Source organism: Enterobacter sp. ECC_219_Taxon_10, assembly GCF_058354905.1.
Genome location: NZ_CM178005.1, coordinates 3,931,290 through 3,945,742, shown reverse-complemented (window position 1 = coordinate 3,945,742; position 14,453 = coordinate 3,931,290). Strand labels below are relative to the sequence as shown.

At 56.8% G+C, this 14,453-nt stretch carries 13 protein-coding genes; 7 read left to right on the top strand and 6 right to left on the bottom strand.

What is annotated here, in order from left to right; translation table 11 throughout:
• Positions 1 to 26: 26 nt before the first annotated feature.
• Both araE and wzz(fepE) read left to right on the top strand, forming a co-directional pair.
• Positions 27 to 1,442, top strand: coding sequence for an arabinose-proton symporter AraE (araE, locus tag AC4ICF_RS18665; protein WP_028014298.1), 1,416 nt, complete (start codon positions 27 to 29; stop codon positions 1,440 to 1,442).
• 187 nt (positions 1,443 to 1,629) lie between these two features.
• The gene (gene wzz(fepE), locus AC4ICF_RS18660) at positions 1,630 to 2,754 is read left to right on the top strand and encodes an LPS O-antigen length regulator Wzz(fepE) (RefSeq protein WP_166712270.1); all 1,125 of its coding nucleotides are present in this window, start codon (positions 1,630 to 1,632) and stop codon (positions 2,752 to 2,754) included.
• Positions 2,755 to 2,792: 38 nt separating this feature from the next.
• Here wzz(fepE) and AC4ICF_RS18655 read toward each other — a convergent pair whose 3' ends face one another.
• Positions 2,793 to 3,116: a cupin domain-containing protein gene (locus tag AC4ICF_RS18655; protein ID WP_163329624.1), complete on the bottom strand. Its 324-nt coding sequence runs from the start codon at positions 3,114 to 3,116 to the stop codon at positions 2,793 to 2,795.
• Between the two features lie 133 nt (positions 3,117 to 3,249).
• On the opposite strand from AC4ICF_RS18655, the gene AC4ICF_RS18650 reads away from it, so the two are divergent.
• On the top strand, positions 3,250 to 3,942 hold the full coding sequence (locus tag AC4ICF_RS18650) for an aspartate/glutamate racemase (protein ID WP_116341851.1): 693 nt from the start codon (positions 3,250 to 3,252) through the stop codon (positions 3,940 to 3,942).
• Here the strand turns inward: AC4ICF_RS18650 and AC4ICF_RS18645 are convergent.
• Complete coding sequence (locus AC4ICF_RS18645; protein ID WP_116341848.1) at positions 3,937 to 4,863, bottom strand: LysR family transcriptional regulator; 927 nt, start codon at positions 4,861 to 4,863, stop codon at positions 3,937 to 3,939. The genes AC4ICF_RS18650 and AC4ICF_RS18645 overlap by 6 nt on opposite strands.
• Before the next feature lie 122 nt (positions 4,864 to 4,985).
• Between AC4ICF_RS18645 and lysA the strand changes: the two genes are divergently transcribed.
• The gene (gene lysA / locus AC4ICF_RS18640) at positions 4,986 to 6,248 is read left to right on the top strand and encodes a diaminopimelate decarboxylase (RefSeq protein WP_166712268.1); all 1,263 of its coding nucleotides are present in this window, start codon (positions 4,986 to 4,988) and stop codon (positions 6,246 to 6,248) included.
• Here lysA and AC4ICF_RS18635 read toward each other — a convergent pair.
• Entirely contained in the window at positions 6,218 to 7,255 is a 1,038-nt protein-coding gene (locus AC4ICF_RS18635) for a LacI family DNA-binding transcriptional regulator (RefSeq protein ID WP_316380102.1), read from the bottom strand. The two genes, lysA and AC4ICF_RS18635, sit on opposite strands and share 31 nt — an antisense overlap.
• A 220-nt stretch (positions 7,256 to 7,475) precedes the next feature.
• Between AC4ICF_RS18635 and AC4ICF_RS18630 the strand changes: the two genes are divergently transcribed.
• Positions 7,476 to 7,961: a GNAT family N-acetyltransferase gene (locus AC4ICF_RS18630; protein WP_163329623.1), complete on the top strand. Its 486-nt coding sequence runs from the start codon at positions 7,476 to 7,478 to the stop codon at positions 7,959 to 7,961.
• On the opposite strand, the gene galR is transcribed toward AC4ICF_RS18630, so the two are convergent.
• Positions 7,922 to 8,938, bottom strand: a complete 1,017-nt coding sequence (gene galR / locus AC4ICF_RS18625) for an HTH-type transcriptional regulator GalR (RefSeq protein WP_116341842.1) — start codon at positions 8,936 to 8,938, stop codon at positions 7,922 to 7,924. The two genes, AC4ICF_RS18630 and galR, sit on opposite strands and share 40 nt — an antisense overlap.
• A gap of 624 nt (positions 8,939 to 9,562) precedes the next feature.
• Here galR and aas point away from each other — a divergent pair.
• Together aas and lplT are read left to right on the top strand one after the other, a co-directional pair.
• Entirely contained in the window at positions 9,563 to 11,722 is a 2,160-nt protein-coding gene (aas, locus tag AC4ICF_RS18620) for a bifunctional acyl-ACP--phospholipid O-acyltransferase/long-chain-fatty-acid--ACP ligase (protein ID WP_491466119.1), read from the top strand.
• Entirely contained in the window at positions 11,715 to 12,908 is a 1,194-nt protein-coding gene (gene lplT, locus AC4ICF_RS18615) for a lysophospholipid transporter LplT (protein ID WP_302221231.1), read from the top strand. The genes aas and lplT overlap by 8 nt, the downstream gene beginning before the upstream one ends.
• 94 nt (positions 12,909 to 13,002) lie before the next feature.
• Here lplT and AC4ICF_RS18610 read toward each other — a convergent pair whose 3' ends face one another.
• Together AC4ICF_RS18610 and AC4ICF_RS18605 are read right to left on the bottom strand one after the other, a co-directional pair.
• The gene (locus tag AC4ICF_RS18610) at positions 13,003 to 14,043 is read right to left on the bottom strand and encodes an NADP(H)-dependent aldo-keto reductase (protein WP_028014287.1); all 1,041 of its coding nucleotides are present in this window, start codon (positions 14,041 to 14,043) and stop codon (positions 13,003 to 13,005) included.
• A 131-nt stretch (positions 14,044 to 14,174) separates the two neighbouring features.
• Entirely contained in the window at positions 14,175 to 14,393 is a 219-nt protein-coding gene (locus tag AC4ICF_RS18605; protein WP_014885085.1) for a YgdI/YgdR family lipoprotein, read from the bottom strand.
• Positions 14,394 to 14,453 lie beyond the last annotated feature (60 nt).

Sequence of the window (14,453 nt, the reverse complement as noted above, 5' to 3'; positions counted from 1 at the left end):
AATTTTGCTGTTGAGGCAGGAAAAATATGACATCTATAAATGACTCTACCCTGATGCCCGCTGCGCTGCGCGATACCCGCCGCATGAACCAGTTTGTCTCCATTGCGGCAGCCGTGGCCGGTTTACTGTTTGGCCTGGATATCGGCGTTATCGCCGGTGCGCTGCCGTTTATTACCGATCACTTTACGCTGAGTAACCGCCTGCAGGAGTGGGTGGTGAGCAGCATGATGCTCGGCGCGGCCATCGGCGCGCTGTTTAACGGCTGGCTTTCGTTCCGCCTCGGGCGCAAATACAGCCTGATGGTCGGGGCGGTCCTGTTTGTTGCCGGGTCCATTGGTTCGGCGTTTGCCACCAACGTTGAAGTGCTGCTGCTCTCCCGCGTGCTGCTGGGCGTGGCGGTGGGGATCGCCTCCTACACCGCACCGCTGTATCTCTCCGAAATGGCGAGCGAGAACGTGCGCGGCAAGATGATCAGCATGTACCAGCTGATGGTGACGCTGGGCATCGTGCTGGCGTTCCTGTCCGATACGTACTTCAGCTACAGCGGTAACTGGCGGGCGATGCTCGGTGTGCTGGCGCTGCCTGCGGTTGTGTTGATTGTATTAGTGATTTTCCTGCCGAACAGCCCGCGCTGGCTGGCGCAAAAAGGGCGTCACGTGGAGGCGGAAGAGGTGCTGCGTATGCTGCGCGACACGTCTGAGAAAGCGCGTGAAGAGCTGAACGAGATCCGCGAAAGCCTGAAGCTGAAGCAGGGCGGCTGGTCATTGTTCAAGGCTAACCGCAACGTGCGCCGCGCGGTATTTCTTGGCATGTTGCTCCAGGCGATGCAGCAGTTCACCGGGATGAACATCATCATGTACTACGCGCCGCGCATCTTCAAAATGGCCGGTTTTACCACCACCGAACAGCAGATGATCGCCACGCTGGTGGTGGGGCTCACCTTTATGTTCGCCACCTTTATTGCGGTGTTCACCGTCGATAAAGCCGGACGTAAGCCAGCGCTGAAAATTGGCTTCAGCGTGATGGCGCTCGGTACGCTGATCCTCGGCTACTGCCTGATGCAGTTTGATAACGGCACGGCGTCCAGTGGCCTCTCATGGCTCTCCGTGGGCATGACCATGATGTGCATCGCTGGCTACGCGATGAGCGCCGCGCCGGTGGTGTGGATCCTGTGCTCTGAAATTCAGCCGCTGAAATGTCGCGATTTTGGTATCACCTGTTCCACCACCACCAACTGGGTATCGAACATGATCATCGGCGCGACCTTCCTGACGCTGCTGGATGCGATTGGCGCGGCGGGAACCTTCTGGCTCTACACGGTGCTGAACGTGGCATTTATTGGCGTCACATTCTGGCTAATTCCAGAAACCAAAGGCGTGACGCTGGAGCATATTGAACGCAAGCTGATGAGCGGGGAGAAACTGCGAAATATCGGCGTGTAAGGGGTAATGCCGGGTAAGCGCAGCGCCACCCGGCGTTTTGTTAGCGTGATGCTTAATAACTACCAACTTTGATAGCAATCTCTCAGATAGTCCATTCTCGCATTCAGATTATTCTTAGTTTCTTGTATTATCGGGCAACTGAACTCATCCGGCAGGAATTTACTGCACCCGAAACAGAAGAACGGTTATGTCAGCAATGGATATCAAGAAAAAAACGGACCTCGATTTTCCCTCATATGCCCCCCCAGCAGTCAGTTCAAAAGAGATCGATCTTCTGGGTCTGTTAGATGTTCTGATTACCGCGAAAAAACGTATTGCCACCATTATCTTTGTTTTCGCGCTGGCAGGTCTGGCAATTGCGCTTCTACTGCCGCAAAAATGGACCAGTAAAGCGGTGATCACTCCGGCGGAACAGACACAGTGGAACCCGCTGCGCCAGATGATGGTTGCGCTGCAGGTTCTTGACGTGAAGGTGCCGGTCACCCGTCAGGAAGTCTTTGACCTGTTTATTAAAAAATTCCAGTCACAGTCATTGCTCGAAGAGTATATGACCTCTTCCCCTTACGTGATGGCGCAGCTTAAGAATACGGAAGTGGACCCGCTTGAACTGCACCGTGCGGTTGTTAATATCGCAGACAGAATGAAAGCGGTGAATGATGTTCAGGGAAAAGACGCGGATAAATCGCCTTTCGTCTCCTGGACATTGAGCTTCACCGCGCCGACCGCAGCCGATGCCCAATCCGTCCTGGAGGGGTATATCGACTATATCTCGGCAATTGTTGAGAAAGAGACGGTGCAAAATATCCGCAATCAGATCGCCCTCAAAACGAACGAGGTAGAACAGCAGCTGGCGCTCGACCGCGTTCGTCTGACCAATGTGCACAACACCAACCTGCAGCGGCTGAATTATTCGCTGGAAGTGGCGAATGCCGCGGGCATTAAGAAGCCCGTGTACAGCAACGGACAGGCGGTAAAAGACGATCCGGATTACTCCGTTGCGCTCGGGGCTGACGGTATCGCGCAAAAGCTAAAGATTGAAAAAAATCTCAAGGACGTGACGGAGCTGAACGCGGATTTCCAGAACCGGGAATATTACCTGGCGCAGCTGAAAAAACTCTCCTTTGCAGACGTTAAGCTTGAGCCATTCAGGTATCAGCTTTCGCCATCGATGCCGGTGAAAAAAGACGGCCCGGGCAAAGGGATGATTGTCATTCTGGCAGCGATCCTTGGCGCTCTGTTTGCCTGCGGCAGCGTGTTACTGCGTGAGGCCATGCTCAGCCGAAACCCATTGCCAGAGCCGGTAACGGAATAAATTCTGCATACAGGAAAGGCGCTGAAACAGCGCCTTTTTTATTTCAGGAAATCCTCGCGGACAGGCGTAAAGGTGTCCAGCAGCGTGCCGGCCCTGAGGCAGAGGCAGCCGTGCATAACATGTGGTTTTTTGTAGAGCGTATCTCCCGCCGTCACGACATGCTTCTCTTCACCAATCGTAAATTCAAACTCGCCGGATAGAACATAGGTTAACTGTTCGTGCGGGTGGTTATGCAGTGGGCCAATTGCACCCTGCTCAAAATGCACTTCAACCGCCATCATCCTGCCGCCGTGGGCCAGTACGCGGCGCGTAACGCCGTTCCCCAGATCTTCAGACGCGGTCTCTTTGTGGAACATAAACATGGTTTTGCCCTTTATAATAAAACGGTGTTTTATTTAATTTATATGGGCCAGCTTAAAAAGAAAACGACGCAACAAAGATCTGGAAACAGGATCACAAGTTTGCTTCACTGGCTTAAACAGAGAAGGAGGGATGATGAAAACGATTGGCCTGTTAGGTGGGATGAGCTGGGAATCGACTATCCCTTATTACCGCCTGATTAACGAAGGCGTAAAGCAGCGTCTGGGCGGCCTGCACTCCGCGAGCCTGCTGCTGCACAGCGTTGATTTTCATGAAATCGAAGCCTGTCAGTCGAGCGGTGAATGGGATAAAGCGGGAGAGATCCTGGCCGATGCCGCGCTGGGGCTGGAGCGTGCGGGGGCGCAGGGCATTCTGCTGTGTACCAACACGATGCACAAAGTGGCCTCGCACATTGAAGCGCGCTGTTCGCTGCCGTTCCTGCACATCGCGGATGCCACCGGACGCGCAATTCGCGCCTCGGGAATGTCGCGCGTGGCCTTGCTGGGCACACGTTACACCATGGAGCAGGATTTCTATCGCGGGCGCTTGCACAGCGAGTTTGGGATAGAAAGCCTGATCCCGGATGAGGAGGATCGGGCGCGCATCAATCAGATTATCTTCGACGAGCTCTGCCTCGGAACTTTCAGCGAAACCTCCCGCGCGTATTACGTGAGCGTAATAGAGAAACTGGCGCAGCAGGGGGCTGAAGGGGTGATTTTCGGCTGCACGGAGATCGGTTTACTGGTGCCGGCCGAACGAAGCCCCATCCCGGTGTTTGATACCGCGGCTATTCACGCGGCAGATGCCGTGGAATTTATGCTGTCATAACGGGTTTTGCAGGTCAGGCAAGCGAAGCGCCGCCTGACGCGCATGCTCAACTAAGTGTTCGGTGAATGCGTCCACCAGCGCGGAAGCCGGACGGTGCAACGGGCGGATAAGGCTTACGGTGAACGGGACGGAAACGCTAAAACGGCGGATGACGATCCCGCTCCCGGCATAGTCCAGCGCCGTAAGTGGATTGACGACCGCGACGCCGACGCCCGCACGAACCATCGCGCATATTGAGGCCGCGCTGTGCGTTTCTACCACCATCCGCCGCTTCACCTGATGCTCAGCAAAAAGCGTATCCAGCAGCTGCCGGTAGCTGTCGGTTTGCGACAGGCTAATGTAGTTCTCACCGTGAAAATCCGCGGGCGTCAGCACCGCTTTGTGGGCAAGCCGATGCCCGGCGGGCAGAACGCACACTTCATCCAGCGCGAGCAGTTCCGTGCGCGCCGTGCCTGCGGGTGTCGAGAAGGTCTCGGTTAACCCGAGATCGTGCCGCTGTGCCGACAGCCACTCTTCAAGCAGAGGCGACTCCTGCGGCACGATGGTGAGATTGACCTCGGGATAGCGGGCCAGAAAAGGCTGGAGCAGCGTCGGTAAGAAGGACTGAGAGAAGACAGGCAGGCAGACAATCGACAGCTCGCCCTGACGAAACTCGCGCAGGCTTTCCGCCGCGCTGACGATTCTGTCCAGCCCGTACCATGAGCGCTGCACTTCCTCAAACAGGCGCAACCCCTGCACCGTCGGGTGAAGCCTTCCCCGGGCGCGTTCGAACAGCTTCAGCCCCAGCACTTTCTCGAAGCGCGCCAGCTCGCGGCTGACCGTCGGCTGGGAGGTATGCAGCATCTGTGCGGCTTCGGTGAGATTGCCGGCGGTCATCACGGCGTGAAAAATCTCGATGTGGCGTAAATTGACGGCGGGCATAGGGCACCTGAAAGCAAAGAACTGTCCATATCATTTTTGCATAGACTCGCGATAAAACGATATTTTTTATTCGGCTTCCGCTGTGGCGTAATCATAAAAAAAGAATTGACCCGGAGAAGACCATGCCACGCCCGCTCAACCAGACGGATACCGATTTGAACGCTGAAAACCTGCTGCGCCTGCCCGCCGAGTTTGGCTGCCCGGTATGGGTCTATGACGCGCAGATCGTTCGCGAGAAGATCGCCGCCCTGCATCAGTTTGACGTGGTGCGTTTTGCCCAGAAGGCCTGCTCCAATATTCACATTCTGCGCCTGATGCGCGAGCAGGGCGCGAAGGTTGACTCCGTGTCGCTGGGTGAAATCGAGCGTGCGCTGGCGGCCGGGTTCGATCCGAAAACCGATCCTGATGCGATCGTCTTTACCGCGGATGTGATCGACGACGCCACGCTTGCGCGCGTGCATGAACTGCAGGTGCCGGTGAATGCCGGTTCTGTGGATATGCTGGAGCAGCTTGGGCAGGTTTCGCCTGGTCATCGCGTCTGGCTGCGGGTGAACCCGGGCTTCGGTCATGGGCACAGCCAAAAAACCAACACCGGGGGCGAAAACAGCAAGCACGGGATCTGGTACGCCGATATGCCTGCCGCCCTGGAGGTGCTGCAGCGCTACAACATGAAGCTGGTTGGCATTCATATGCATATTGGCTCCGGCGTCGATTACGGGCACCTGGAGCAGGTGTGCGGGGCAATGGTGCGCCAGGTTGTCGACTTCGGCCAGGACCTGGAGGCGATCTCTGCCGGTGGCGGTCTTTCCATTCCTTATCGCGAAGGGGAAGAGGCGATCGATACCGATCACTATTACGGCCTGTGGAGCGCCGCGCGCGATCAAATCGCCGCGCATCTTGGTCATGCCGTGAAGCTGGAAATTGAACCGGGTCGTTTCCTGGTGGCCGAAGCCGGCGTGCTGGTGGCGCAGGTGCGCAGCGTCAAAGAGATGGGCTCCCGCCACTTCGTGCTGATTGACGCGGGCTTTAACGACCTGATGCGTCCGTCCATGTACGGCAGCTACCATCACATTACCGCCCTTGCCGCCGATGGCCGCGATTTAACGCACGCGCCGCGCCGCGAGACGGTGGTCGCAGGCCCGCTGTGTGAATCCGGTGACGTATTTACCCAGCAGGAAGGCGGCAAAGTGGAAACCCGTGCGCTGCCGGAGGTAGCGCCTGGCGATTACCTGGTGCTGCACGATACCGGCGCGTACGGGGCGTCTATGTCCTCGAACTACAACAGCCGTCCGCTGCTGCCGGAAGTGCTGTTTGATAACGGCAAGGCGCGGCTGATCCGTCGTCGTCAGACCATTCAGGAACTGCTGGCGCTGGAACTCGTTTGATGAAAGTACGGCCCCGTTGTGACCGAATCGCGTAATACCAGCGTGCCGGTAAACGGCGGGATCGCATCGACCGTCTGGTTCTTCGCCAGCCGGATCGCCTGATCGATAGCCGTGACGATCATGTTATCTATCGGAAGATAAACCGATGAGAGCGCAGGCTCCAGCCACTTCGCGCTTGGGGCATCGTCAAAGCCGAACAGGGAGATATCCTGCGGGATCTTAAGCCCTGCCTGATGCAGCGCTTTGGACGCGCCCAGCGCCATATCATCGTTACAGGCAAACAGCGCGCTGAACGATACCCCTTCAGCAATCAGCTCCTTACACAGCTCATAGCCCCGCGTCATTCCCGCATCACCGTACTTTATTCGACGCTCGTCCAGACGAATGCCGTGCTTTTCCAGCGCCTTACGGTAGCCCATTAGCCGCGCTTTACCCGTGGGGGTGTGGATCGGGACGGTAATGCAGGCGATCTCCCGGTGGCCCTGATTGATCAGGTAATCCACCGCCTTAAACGCGGCATCCTGCTGTTCGAAGAATACGCAGCGCTCCGGTGCCTGGCTGACTTCACGGTTGATGACCACCAGAGGCGTTTGCACGGTATTAATCAGCTTGATGATCGCCTTTTCGCTCATATAGCGCGTGTAAAGCACGATGGCATCGCACTGGCGGTCGGCCAGCATCTGCACCGCCTGTTCTTCCTGCTCTGGCGCGTCGTGACCGTCGGTGACGATCAGTTGTTTCCCGTGGGTTTCGGTCTGCCGCGACGCCTGCTGCAAAAGACGACCAAAGTAAAAGCCGTCGAAGGTAGAGACGACCAGACCAATGCTGTTGCTGGTCTGGTTAGCCAGCGAACGCGCGAGAAAGTTTGGGCGGTAGCCCAGCTCTTCCATCGCAGCAAAGACCTGCTGACGCGTACTCTCTTTAACCTGACCTGTGCCGTTCAGCACGCGCGAGACGGTAGCCTTCGACACGCCCGCGCGCAGTGAGACATCCAGCATTGTTGCCATTCTACATTCCTGCTTCCACGTAATGGTCTGCAGTTTAACACAGACCTGACAGCGTATAAGCGATGCGGGAAGCGCAAAACTTCTGCCACGATCACGCTTTTTGGTCACGATTCGCCTGGCCTGCCAGAAGTAAAACTAAATAGTCTGACTCTGGTAAAATACTCGCCAAGCCGGGCTGGAGGCGTCAGGCCAGCATATTCATTAAAAACGCAGGTGAAACGTGAAAAAGACCGTCATCCTCCCGCTTTACGAGGCACCGCACTATGCGGAGCAGGTTACCGACTGGCTATGGCAGGCCTTTGGCGAGGGGCTTTCGCGGGAATTTTTCCACAGCATCGTTGCGCACAGCCAGACGCCGGATGCCCTGCCGCTGACCTTTATCGCCGTAGAAGATGAACGGCTTCTCGGCACGGTGGGGCTCTGGCGCTGCGATTTGATTACCCGTCAGGATCTTTTTCCGTGGCTGGCGGCGCTCTACGTTGACGACGCGGCGCGCGGCAAGGGGCTGGCAGGAAAGTTACAGCAGCACGTTATTCGCTTCGCCGCACGGGCCGGGTACGAGGAACTCCATCTCTGGTCTGCCTGCCGCGACTTCTATGAACGTTACGGCTGGCAGTATATTGGCGATGGGCTGGAGTATCCGGATAAAACGGTACACCTGTATCGTTATTCGCTCTGCGCGTCAGCAGGCGCTGCAACGGAGTGACGGCGCACTAACGTTGGGCTGAAGAGATGGGTAATCTCCGGCGGCTGGCGTTGCTCGGCCAGCGCCAGCGCCAGCTCTGCGGCCTGGGTGGCCATCGTGATGATTGGGTAACGGACGGTGGTCAGGCGCGGGCGCACGTACCGGGAGACCAGGACATCGTCAAAGCCAATCAGTGAGATTTCCGTCGGCACCTCAATCCCGTTGTCATTCATGACACCCATTGCCCCGGCGGCCATCGAATCGTTATAGCTGGCAACCGCGGTGAAATTTCGTCCACGACCCAGCAGCTCCGTCATGGCCTGTTCGCCGCCGCTCTCATCCGGCTCTCCGTAGGCCACCAGACGGTCATTACACGGCAGACCGTTTTCGCGCAGGGCGTCGTAGTAGCCCTGCAGGCGGTCTTCCGCATCAGAAATAGGGTGATTGGAACAGAGATAGCCAATCCGGGTGTGACCCTGTTGAATCAGATGACGAGTTGCAAGCCAGGCGCCGTAGCGGTCATCGAGGGCCACACAGCGTTTTTCAAAGCCGGGGATAATACGGTTGATGATCACCATTCCGGGCATCTGCTTCATCAGGTGAATCAGTTCGGCATCCGGGAGCATTTTGGCGTGAACAACCAGCGCCGCGCAGCGGTGCCGGATCAGCTGCTCAATAGCCTGGCGTTCTTTTTGTTCATTGTGATAGCCATTGCCGATCAGTAAAAAATTACCCGTCTGATAAGAGACCTGTTCAACCGCTTTAACCATGGCCCCGAAAAAGGGGTCGGAAACGTCGCCCACCACCAGCCCAATGGTATCCGTTGACTGCTGGGCGAGCGCGCGGGCGTTGGCATTTGGATGGTAATTCAGGGTTTCCATGGCGCTTTGTACCGCCTGGCGTGATGCGTCACTGGCTTTGGGTGAATCATTAATCACGCGGGAGACGGTGGCTACCGACACACCTGCCAGACGAGCCACATCCTTTATTGTCGCCATTTATAACCTTCTTATTTGGGGTAAGCGTTTACACACTAAATAGTGTTGCGGAAAAGTGACGCGCATTCAAGGGAAGCCGGTTCCCTCGCGCCACAAACGTGACGCAGACCCACCCTGATAGTGTAATCGTTACACGCCTGGTCATGTCAGAAGAATGTCAATCTGAACCTTTAGTTACACTTTGCCTCAGGCTGTTGCGATTGGCCGGTGGCGATGACGTAAAAGAGGTTGGTAGAGTTGAGGTCCCAGAGGTATTGATAGGTGGAATCAACCCCGGTTGATTAACACGACTTACACCAGCCTGCGTTCTTACGCAGGTTTTTTTTTGCCTGACAGTTCAACCTGTAACAGCAACAGAGAATATTCACACCTGGTTGCATTTCGGCTCATTCCCTTGCGTTTTCCTGCTGGCGAAGCGCAGGGTCAACAGCCACAATCAAGATCCCAGAGGTATTGATTGGTGAGAATTCTTAGTACGGTTTCGTACTCATCACTTGCACCAACCTGCGCGGATGCGCAGGTTTTTTTTCGCCCCCACTTTTGCTGTCGCTCCTGTATCACTTCTCGTGTAATCTGCCACCATTTACCGTCACCCCACCACACTGTCTGGCAAAGGGAGTTGAGATGCTATTTGGGTTTTTCCGTACACTGTTCCGTATTCTTTTTCGCATCCGCGTCACTGGCGACGCCCAGGTGCTTCGCGGCGAGCGCGTTCTCATCACACCCAATCATGTTTCCTTCATAGACGGCATTCTGCTGGCGCTATTTCTGCCCGTGCGGCCGGTGTTTGCGGTGTACACCTCCATCAGCCAACAGTGGTACATGCGCTGGCTCACCCCGCTGATTGATTTTGTGCCGCTCGACCCGACAAAGCCGATGATGATTAAACATCTGGTACGTCTGGTAGAGCAGGGGCGTCCGGTGGTTATTTTCCCGGAAGGGCGCATTTCAGTGACCGGTTCGCTGATGAAAATCTACGACGGCGCGGGTTTTGTCGCGGCGAAGTCAAAAGCGACCGTGGTGCCGCTGCGTATCGAAGGTGCAGAGTTGACCCACTTCAGCCGCCTGAAGGGGCTGGTGAAGCAGCGTCTGTTCCCCAAAATCACTCTGCATATTCTGCCGCCAACGTCGCTCCCGATGCCCGACGCGCCGCGTGCCCGCGATCGCCGTAAAATCGCCGGGGAAATGCTGCACCAGATTATGATGGAAGCGCGCATGGCCGTGCGCCCGTGCGAAACGCTGTACGAATCCCTGCTTTCCGCGCAGTACCGCTATGGCGCAAAGAAAAACTGCATCGAAGACATCAACTTTACCCCGGATACCTATCGCAAGCTGCTGACCAAAACGCTGTTTGTGGGCCGCATTCTGGAGAAGTACAGCAAGAAGGGCGAAAAGATCGGCCTGATGCTGCCAAACGCGGGCATCAGCGCGGCGGTGATTTTTGGCGCGGTTTCCCGTGGACGTATACCGGCGATGATGAACTACACGGCGGGGGTGAAAGGGCTGACCAGCGCCATTACCGCCGCTCAGATAAATACCGTCTTTACCTCCCGACAGTTCCTGGACAAAGGCAAGCTCTGGCATCTGCCAGAACAGCTGACCCAGGTGCGCTGGGTCTTTCTGGAAGATCTGAAAGCGGACGTGACCACAGGCGACAAGCTGTGGATTTTTGCACACCTGCTGATGCCGCGTCTGGCGCAGGTCAAACAGCAGCCGGAAGATGATGCGATTATCCTCTTCACGTCGGGTTCGGAGGGCAACCCGAAAGGCGTTGTTCACAGCCACAAGAGTATTCTGGCGAACGTTGAGCAGATCAAAAGCATTGCCGACTTTACTGCCAGTGACCGCTTTATGTCGGCGCTGCCGCTGTTCCACTCCTTTGGCCTGACGGTGGGACTTTTTACGCCGCTGCTGACCGGTGCGGAAGTGTTCCTCTATCCCAGCCCGCTGCATTACCGCATTGTGCCGGAGCTGGTGTATGACCGTAACTGCACCGTCCTGTTCGGGACCTCAACCTTCCTGGGTAACTATGCCCGTTTCGCCAATCCGTATGATTTCTTCCGCGTGCGCTATGTGGTGGCCGGTGCGGAAAAGCTGCAGGAGAGCACGCGTCAGATCTGGCAGGACAAGTTTGGCCTGCGCATTCTTGAGGGCTATGGCGTTACCGAGTGCGCGCCCGTGGTCTCCATCAACGTACCCATGGCGGCGAAACCGGGTACGGTGGGCCGAATTCTGCCGGGGATGGATGCGCGTCTGCTGGCCGTGCCGGGCATTGAGGAGGGTGGCCGCCTGCAGCTGAAAGGGCCAAACGTGATGAACGGTTACCTGCGCGTAGAAAACCCAGGCCAGCTGGAAGCGCCGACGGCGGAAAACGTCAACGGCGAGGTTGAAACCGGCTGGTATGACACCGGTGATATCGTGCGTTTCGATGAGCAAGGCTTTGTGCAGATTCAGGGACGCGCAAAACGCTTCGCCAAAATCGCCGGTGAAATGGTCTCTCTGGAAATGGTCGAACAACTGGCGACGGCTGTCTCCGCCGATAAAATGCATGCGACGGTGGTGAAGAGTGATGCCAGCAAAGGCGAGGCGCTGGTGCTGTTTACCACCGACGGCGAGCTTAAGCGCGACAGGCTACTGAGCTATGCGCGTGAGCATGGCATTCCCGAGCTGGCGGTGCCGCGCGATATTCGCTACCTGAAGCAGCTTCCGGTGCTGGGTAGTGGGAAACCCGATTTCGTGACCCTGAAAGGCATGGTTGAAGAGGCGGAACAGCAAAATGCGTGAGTCAGTACACACTAACACCTCACTGCGTTCAAAAGGCATGATGGCGGTCATTGCCGCGCAGTTTCTCTCTGCGTTCGGCGATAACGCGCTGTTGTTCGCCACGCTGGCCCTGCTGAAAGCCGAGTTTTACCCCGACTGGAGTCAGCCGATCCTGCAGATGGTGTTTGTGGGCGCTTACATTATCTTTGCCCCGTTTGTGGGGCAGGTGGCGGACAGTTTCCCGAAGGGCCGGGTGATGATGTTTGCCAACGGTCTCAAGCTGCTGGGTGCCGCCAGCATTTGCTTTGGCTTCAATCCGTTTATTGGCTATACGCTTGTGGGCATCGGCGCTGCTGCCTACTCTCCGGCGAAGTATGGCATTCTTGGCGAGCTGACCACGGGCGATAAGCTGGTCAAAGCCAACGGTCTGATGGAGTCGTCAACCATTGCCGCTATCCTGCTCGGCTCCGTCGCAGGAGGCGTACTGGCCGACTGGCATGTCCTGGCGGCTTTGGGCGTATGCGCGGCGGTGTATGGCGGGGCGGTCGTGGCTAACCTGTTTATTCCGAAGCTGCCGGTCGCTCGCCCGGGGCAATCCTGGCGCTTCAAACCGATGACTGGCAGTTTCTTCAACGCGTGCCGCGTGCTGTGGCGTAACGGGGAAACGCGTTTCTCCCTGATGGGAACCAGTATGTTCTGGGGGGCGGGCGTCACGCTGCGCTTCCTGCTGGTCCTGTGGGTACCGGTGGCGCTGGGAATTACTGACAATGCGACGCCGACCTATCTTAATGCGATGGTAGCGATCGGCATCGTGGCTGGCGCAGGCGCTGCAGCGAAGCTGGTAACGCTCGAAACGGTAGCACGCTGCATGCCGGCGGGGATCCTGATTGGCGTCGTGGTGCTTATTTTCTCGCTTCAGCATGCGTTGCTGCCCGCTTATGCCCTGCTGATCCTGATTGGCATTCTGGGCGGTTTCTTCGTGGTGCCGTTGAATGCGTTACTCCAGGAGCGCGGCAAGCAGACCGTCGGGGCGGGGAATGCCATTGCGGTACAAAACCTCGGTGAAAACCTGGCAATGCTGTTAATGCTGGGACTCTATTCGCTGGCGGTGAAAGTGGGGGTACCGGTGGTGGCGATTGGCGTCGGATTTGGTGGACTCTTCGCGGCGGCGATTGCGGGATTGTGGCTCTGGCAGCGTCGGCGCTGATAAGTAGCCGGGTGGCGGCTTCGCCTTACCCGGCCTACGTTTGAGCACCTGTAGGCCCGGTAAGGCGAAGCCGCCACCGGGCAAAAGCATCAGGCTACGGTGCAGGATAGGTATAAACCTGATGCACCGCTTCAATCTCCGCCAACACCTCTTCACTCAGGTTCAGATGGAAACTCTCAATATTGGTTTTCAGCTGTTCCATCGTGGTCGCGCCCAGCAGGGTGCTGGCAACAAACGGCTGACGGCGCACAAAGGCCAGCGCCATCTGCGCCGGATCGAGGCCGTGGCGCTTCGCGATATCCACATAGGCTGCAACGGCTTTTTGCGTTTGTTCGCCGCTGTAGCGGGTAAAGCGGCTAAAGAGGGTATTGCGCGCCCCGGCCGGTTTCGCACCGTTGAGGTATTTCCCCGTCAGGGTGCCAAAACCCAGGCATGAATAAGCGAGCAGTTCCACTTCCTCATATTGCGTCACTTCGGCCAGCCCCACTTCGTAGCTGCGGTTAAGCAGGCTGTACGGGTTCTGGATGGTGACGATGCGCGGCAGATCGTGTTTATCCGCCAGGTGCAGGTAACGCATGACCCCAAAGGCCGTTTCGTTGGACACGCCAATGTAGCGGATTTTTCCCGCACGCTGGCACTCCGTCAGCGCTTCCAGCGTTTCCAGCAGGGTAACGGCGGGGGCGCTCTCGTTCCAGCTGTAGCCGAGCTTGCCAAAGCAGTTGGTTGGGCGCTGGGGCCAGTGGACCTGGTACAGGTCGAGATAGTCGGTTTGCAGACGCTTCAGGCTCGCGTCCAGCGCGGCGCGGATATTTTTGCGATCGAGGATCTGATTTGGGCGGATCCCGGCATCGTTGTTTCGCGCGGGGCCACTGACTTTCGAGGCGATGACCAGCTTTTCACGGTTACCGCGTTTTGCCAGCCAATTACCGACGTAGGTTTCGGTAAGTCCCTGTGTTTCAGGGCGTGGTGGCACAGGGTACATCTCTGCAACATCAATCAGGTTAATCCCCTGACTGACGGCATAATCGAGTTGTGCATGGGCATCGGCTTCGCTGTTTTGTTCACCAAATGTCATCGTGCCCAACCCCAGTTGACTTATCTCCAGAGCGCTGTGGGGGATACGGTGATAATGCATAGCCGGCTTCCTTCAATAGACATGTAGACCGCGTCAGGAACCTCCCGACAAAGGAATATAAACATGGCAGAGGGGAAGCAAAAGGGGAAGAAAAAAATCAAAAAGGCCAGTAAGCTACTGACCTCCGACCGTTATCGCTCAATAATTTGCGAGACTTCATCGCGATTGATCTGCATTTTATTGCCTGCCTGGTCGTGGTAGCTGACCAGACCGGTATCGTCGTCGACTTCGGGTTTGCCGTCGGTCAGGATCATCCGGCCATCTTTCGTTGCCATGACGTAATCGCTGCTGCAGCCCGATACGGCAAACGCCAACCCGACTGCTGAAATTAACACCGCCCATTTTTTCATCGTTATCGTCCTCATCTGGCTCGTATCAAATCATAGTGTAGTATTAACCCGTTATGGCAA

Coding starts and splice junctions, on each gene's coding strand:
- araE (WP_028014298.1), top strand. CDS start 27: ATGACATCTATAAATGACTCTACCCTGATGCCCGCTGCGCTGCGCGAT.
- AC4ICF_RS18655 (WP_163329624.1), bottom strand. CDS start 3,116: ATGTTTATGTTCCACAAAGAGACCGCGTCTGAAGATCTGGGGAACGGC.
- AC4ICF_RS18650 (WP_116341851.1), top strand. CDS start 3,250: ATGAAAACGATTGGCCTGTTAGGTGGGATGAGCTGGGAATCGACTATC.
- AC4ICF_RS18645 (WP_116341848.1), bottom strand. CDS start 4,863: ATGCCCGCCGTCAATTTACGCCACATCGAGATTTTTCACGCCGTGATG.
- lysA (WP_166712268.1), top strand. CDS start 4,986: ATGCCACGCCCGCTCAACCAGACGGATACCGATTTGAACGCTGAAAAC.
- AC4ICF_RS18635 (WP_316380102.1), bottom strand. CDS start 7,255: ATGGCAACAATGCTGGATGTCTCACTGCGCGCGGGCGTGTCGAAGGCT.
- galR (WP_116341842.1), bottom strand. CDS start 8,938: ATGGCGACAATAAAGGATGTGGCTCGTCTGGCAGGTGTGTCGGTAGCC.
- aas (WP_491466119.1), top strand. CDS start 9,563: ATGCTATTTGGGTTTTTCCGTACACTGTTCCGTATTCTTTTTCGCATC.
- lplT (WP_302221231.1), top strand. CDS start 11,715: ATGCGTGAGTCAGTACACACTAACACCTCACTGCGTTCAAAAGGCATG.
- AC4ICF_RS18610 (WP_028014287.1), bottom strand. CDS start 14,043: ATGCATTATCACCGTATCCCCCACAGCGCTCTGGAGATAAGTCAACTG.
- AC4ICF_RS18605 (WP_014885085.1), bottom strand. CDS start 14,393: ATGAAAAAATGGGCGGTGTTAATTTCAGCAGTCGGGTTGGCGTTTGCC.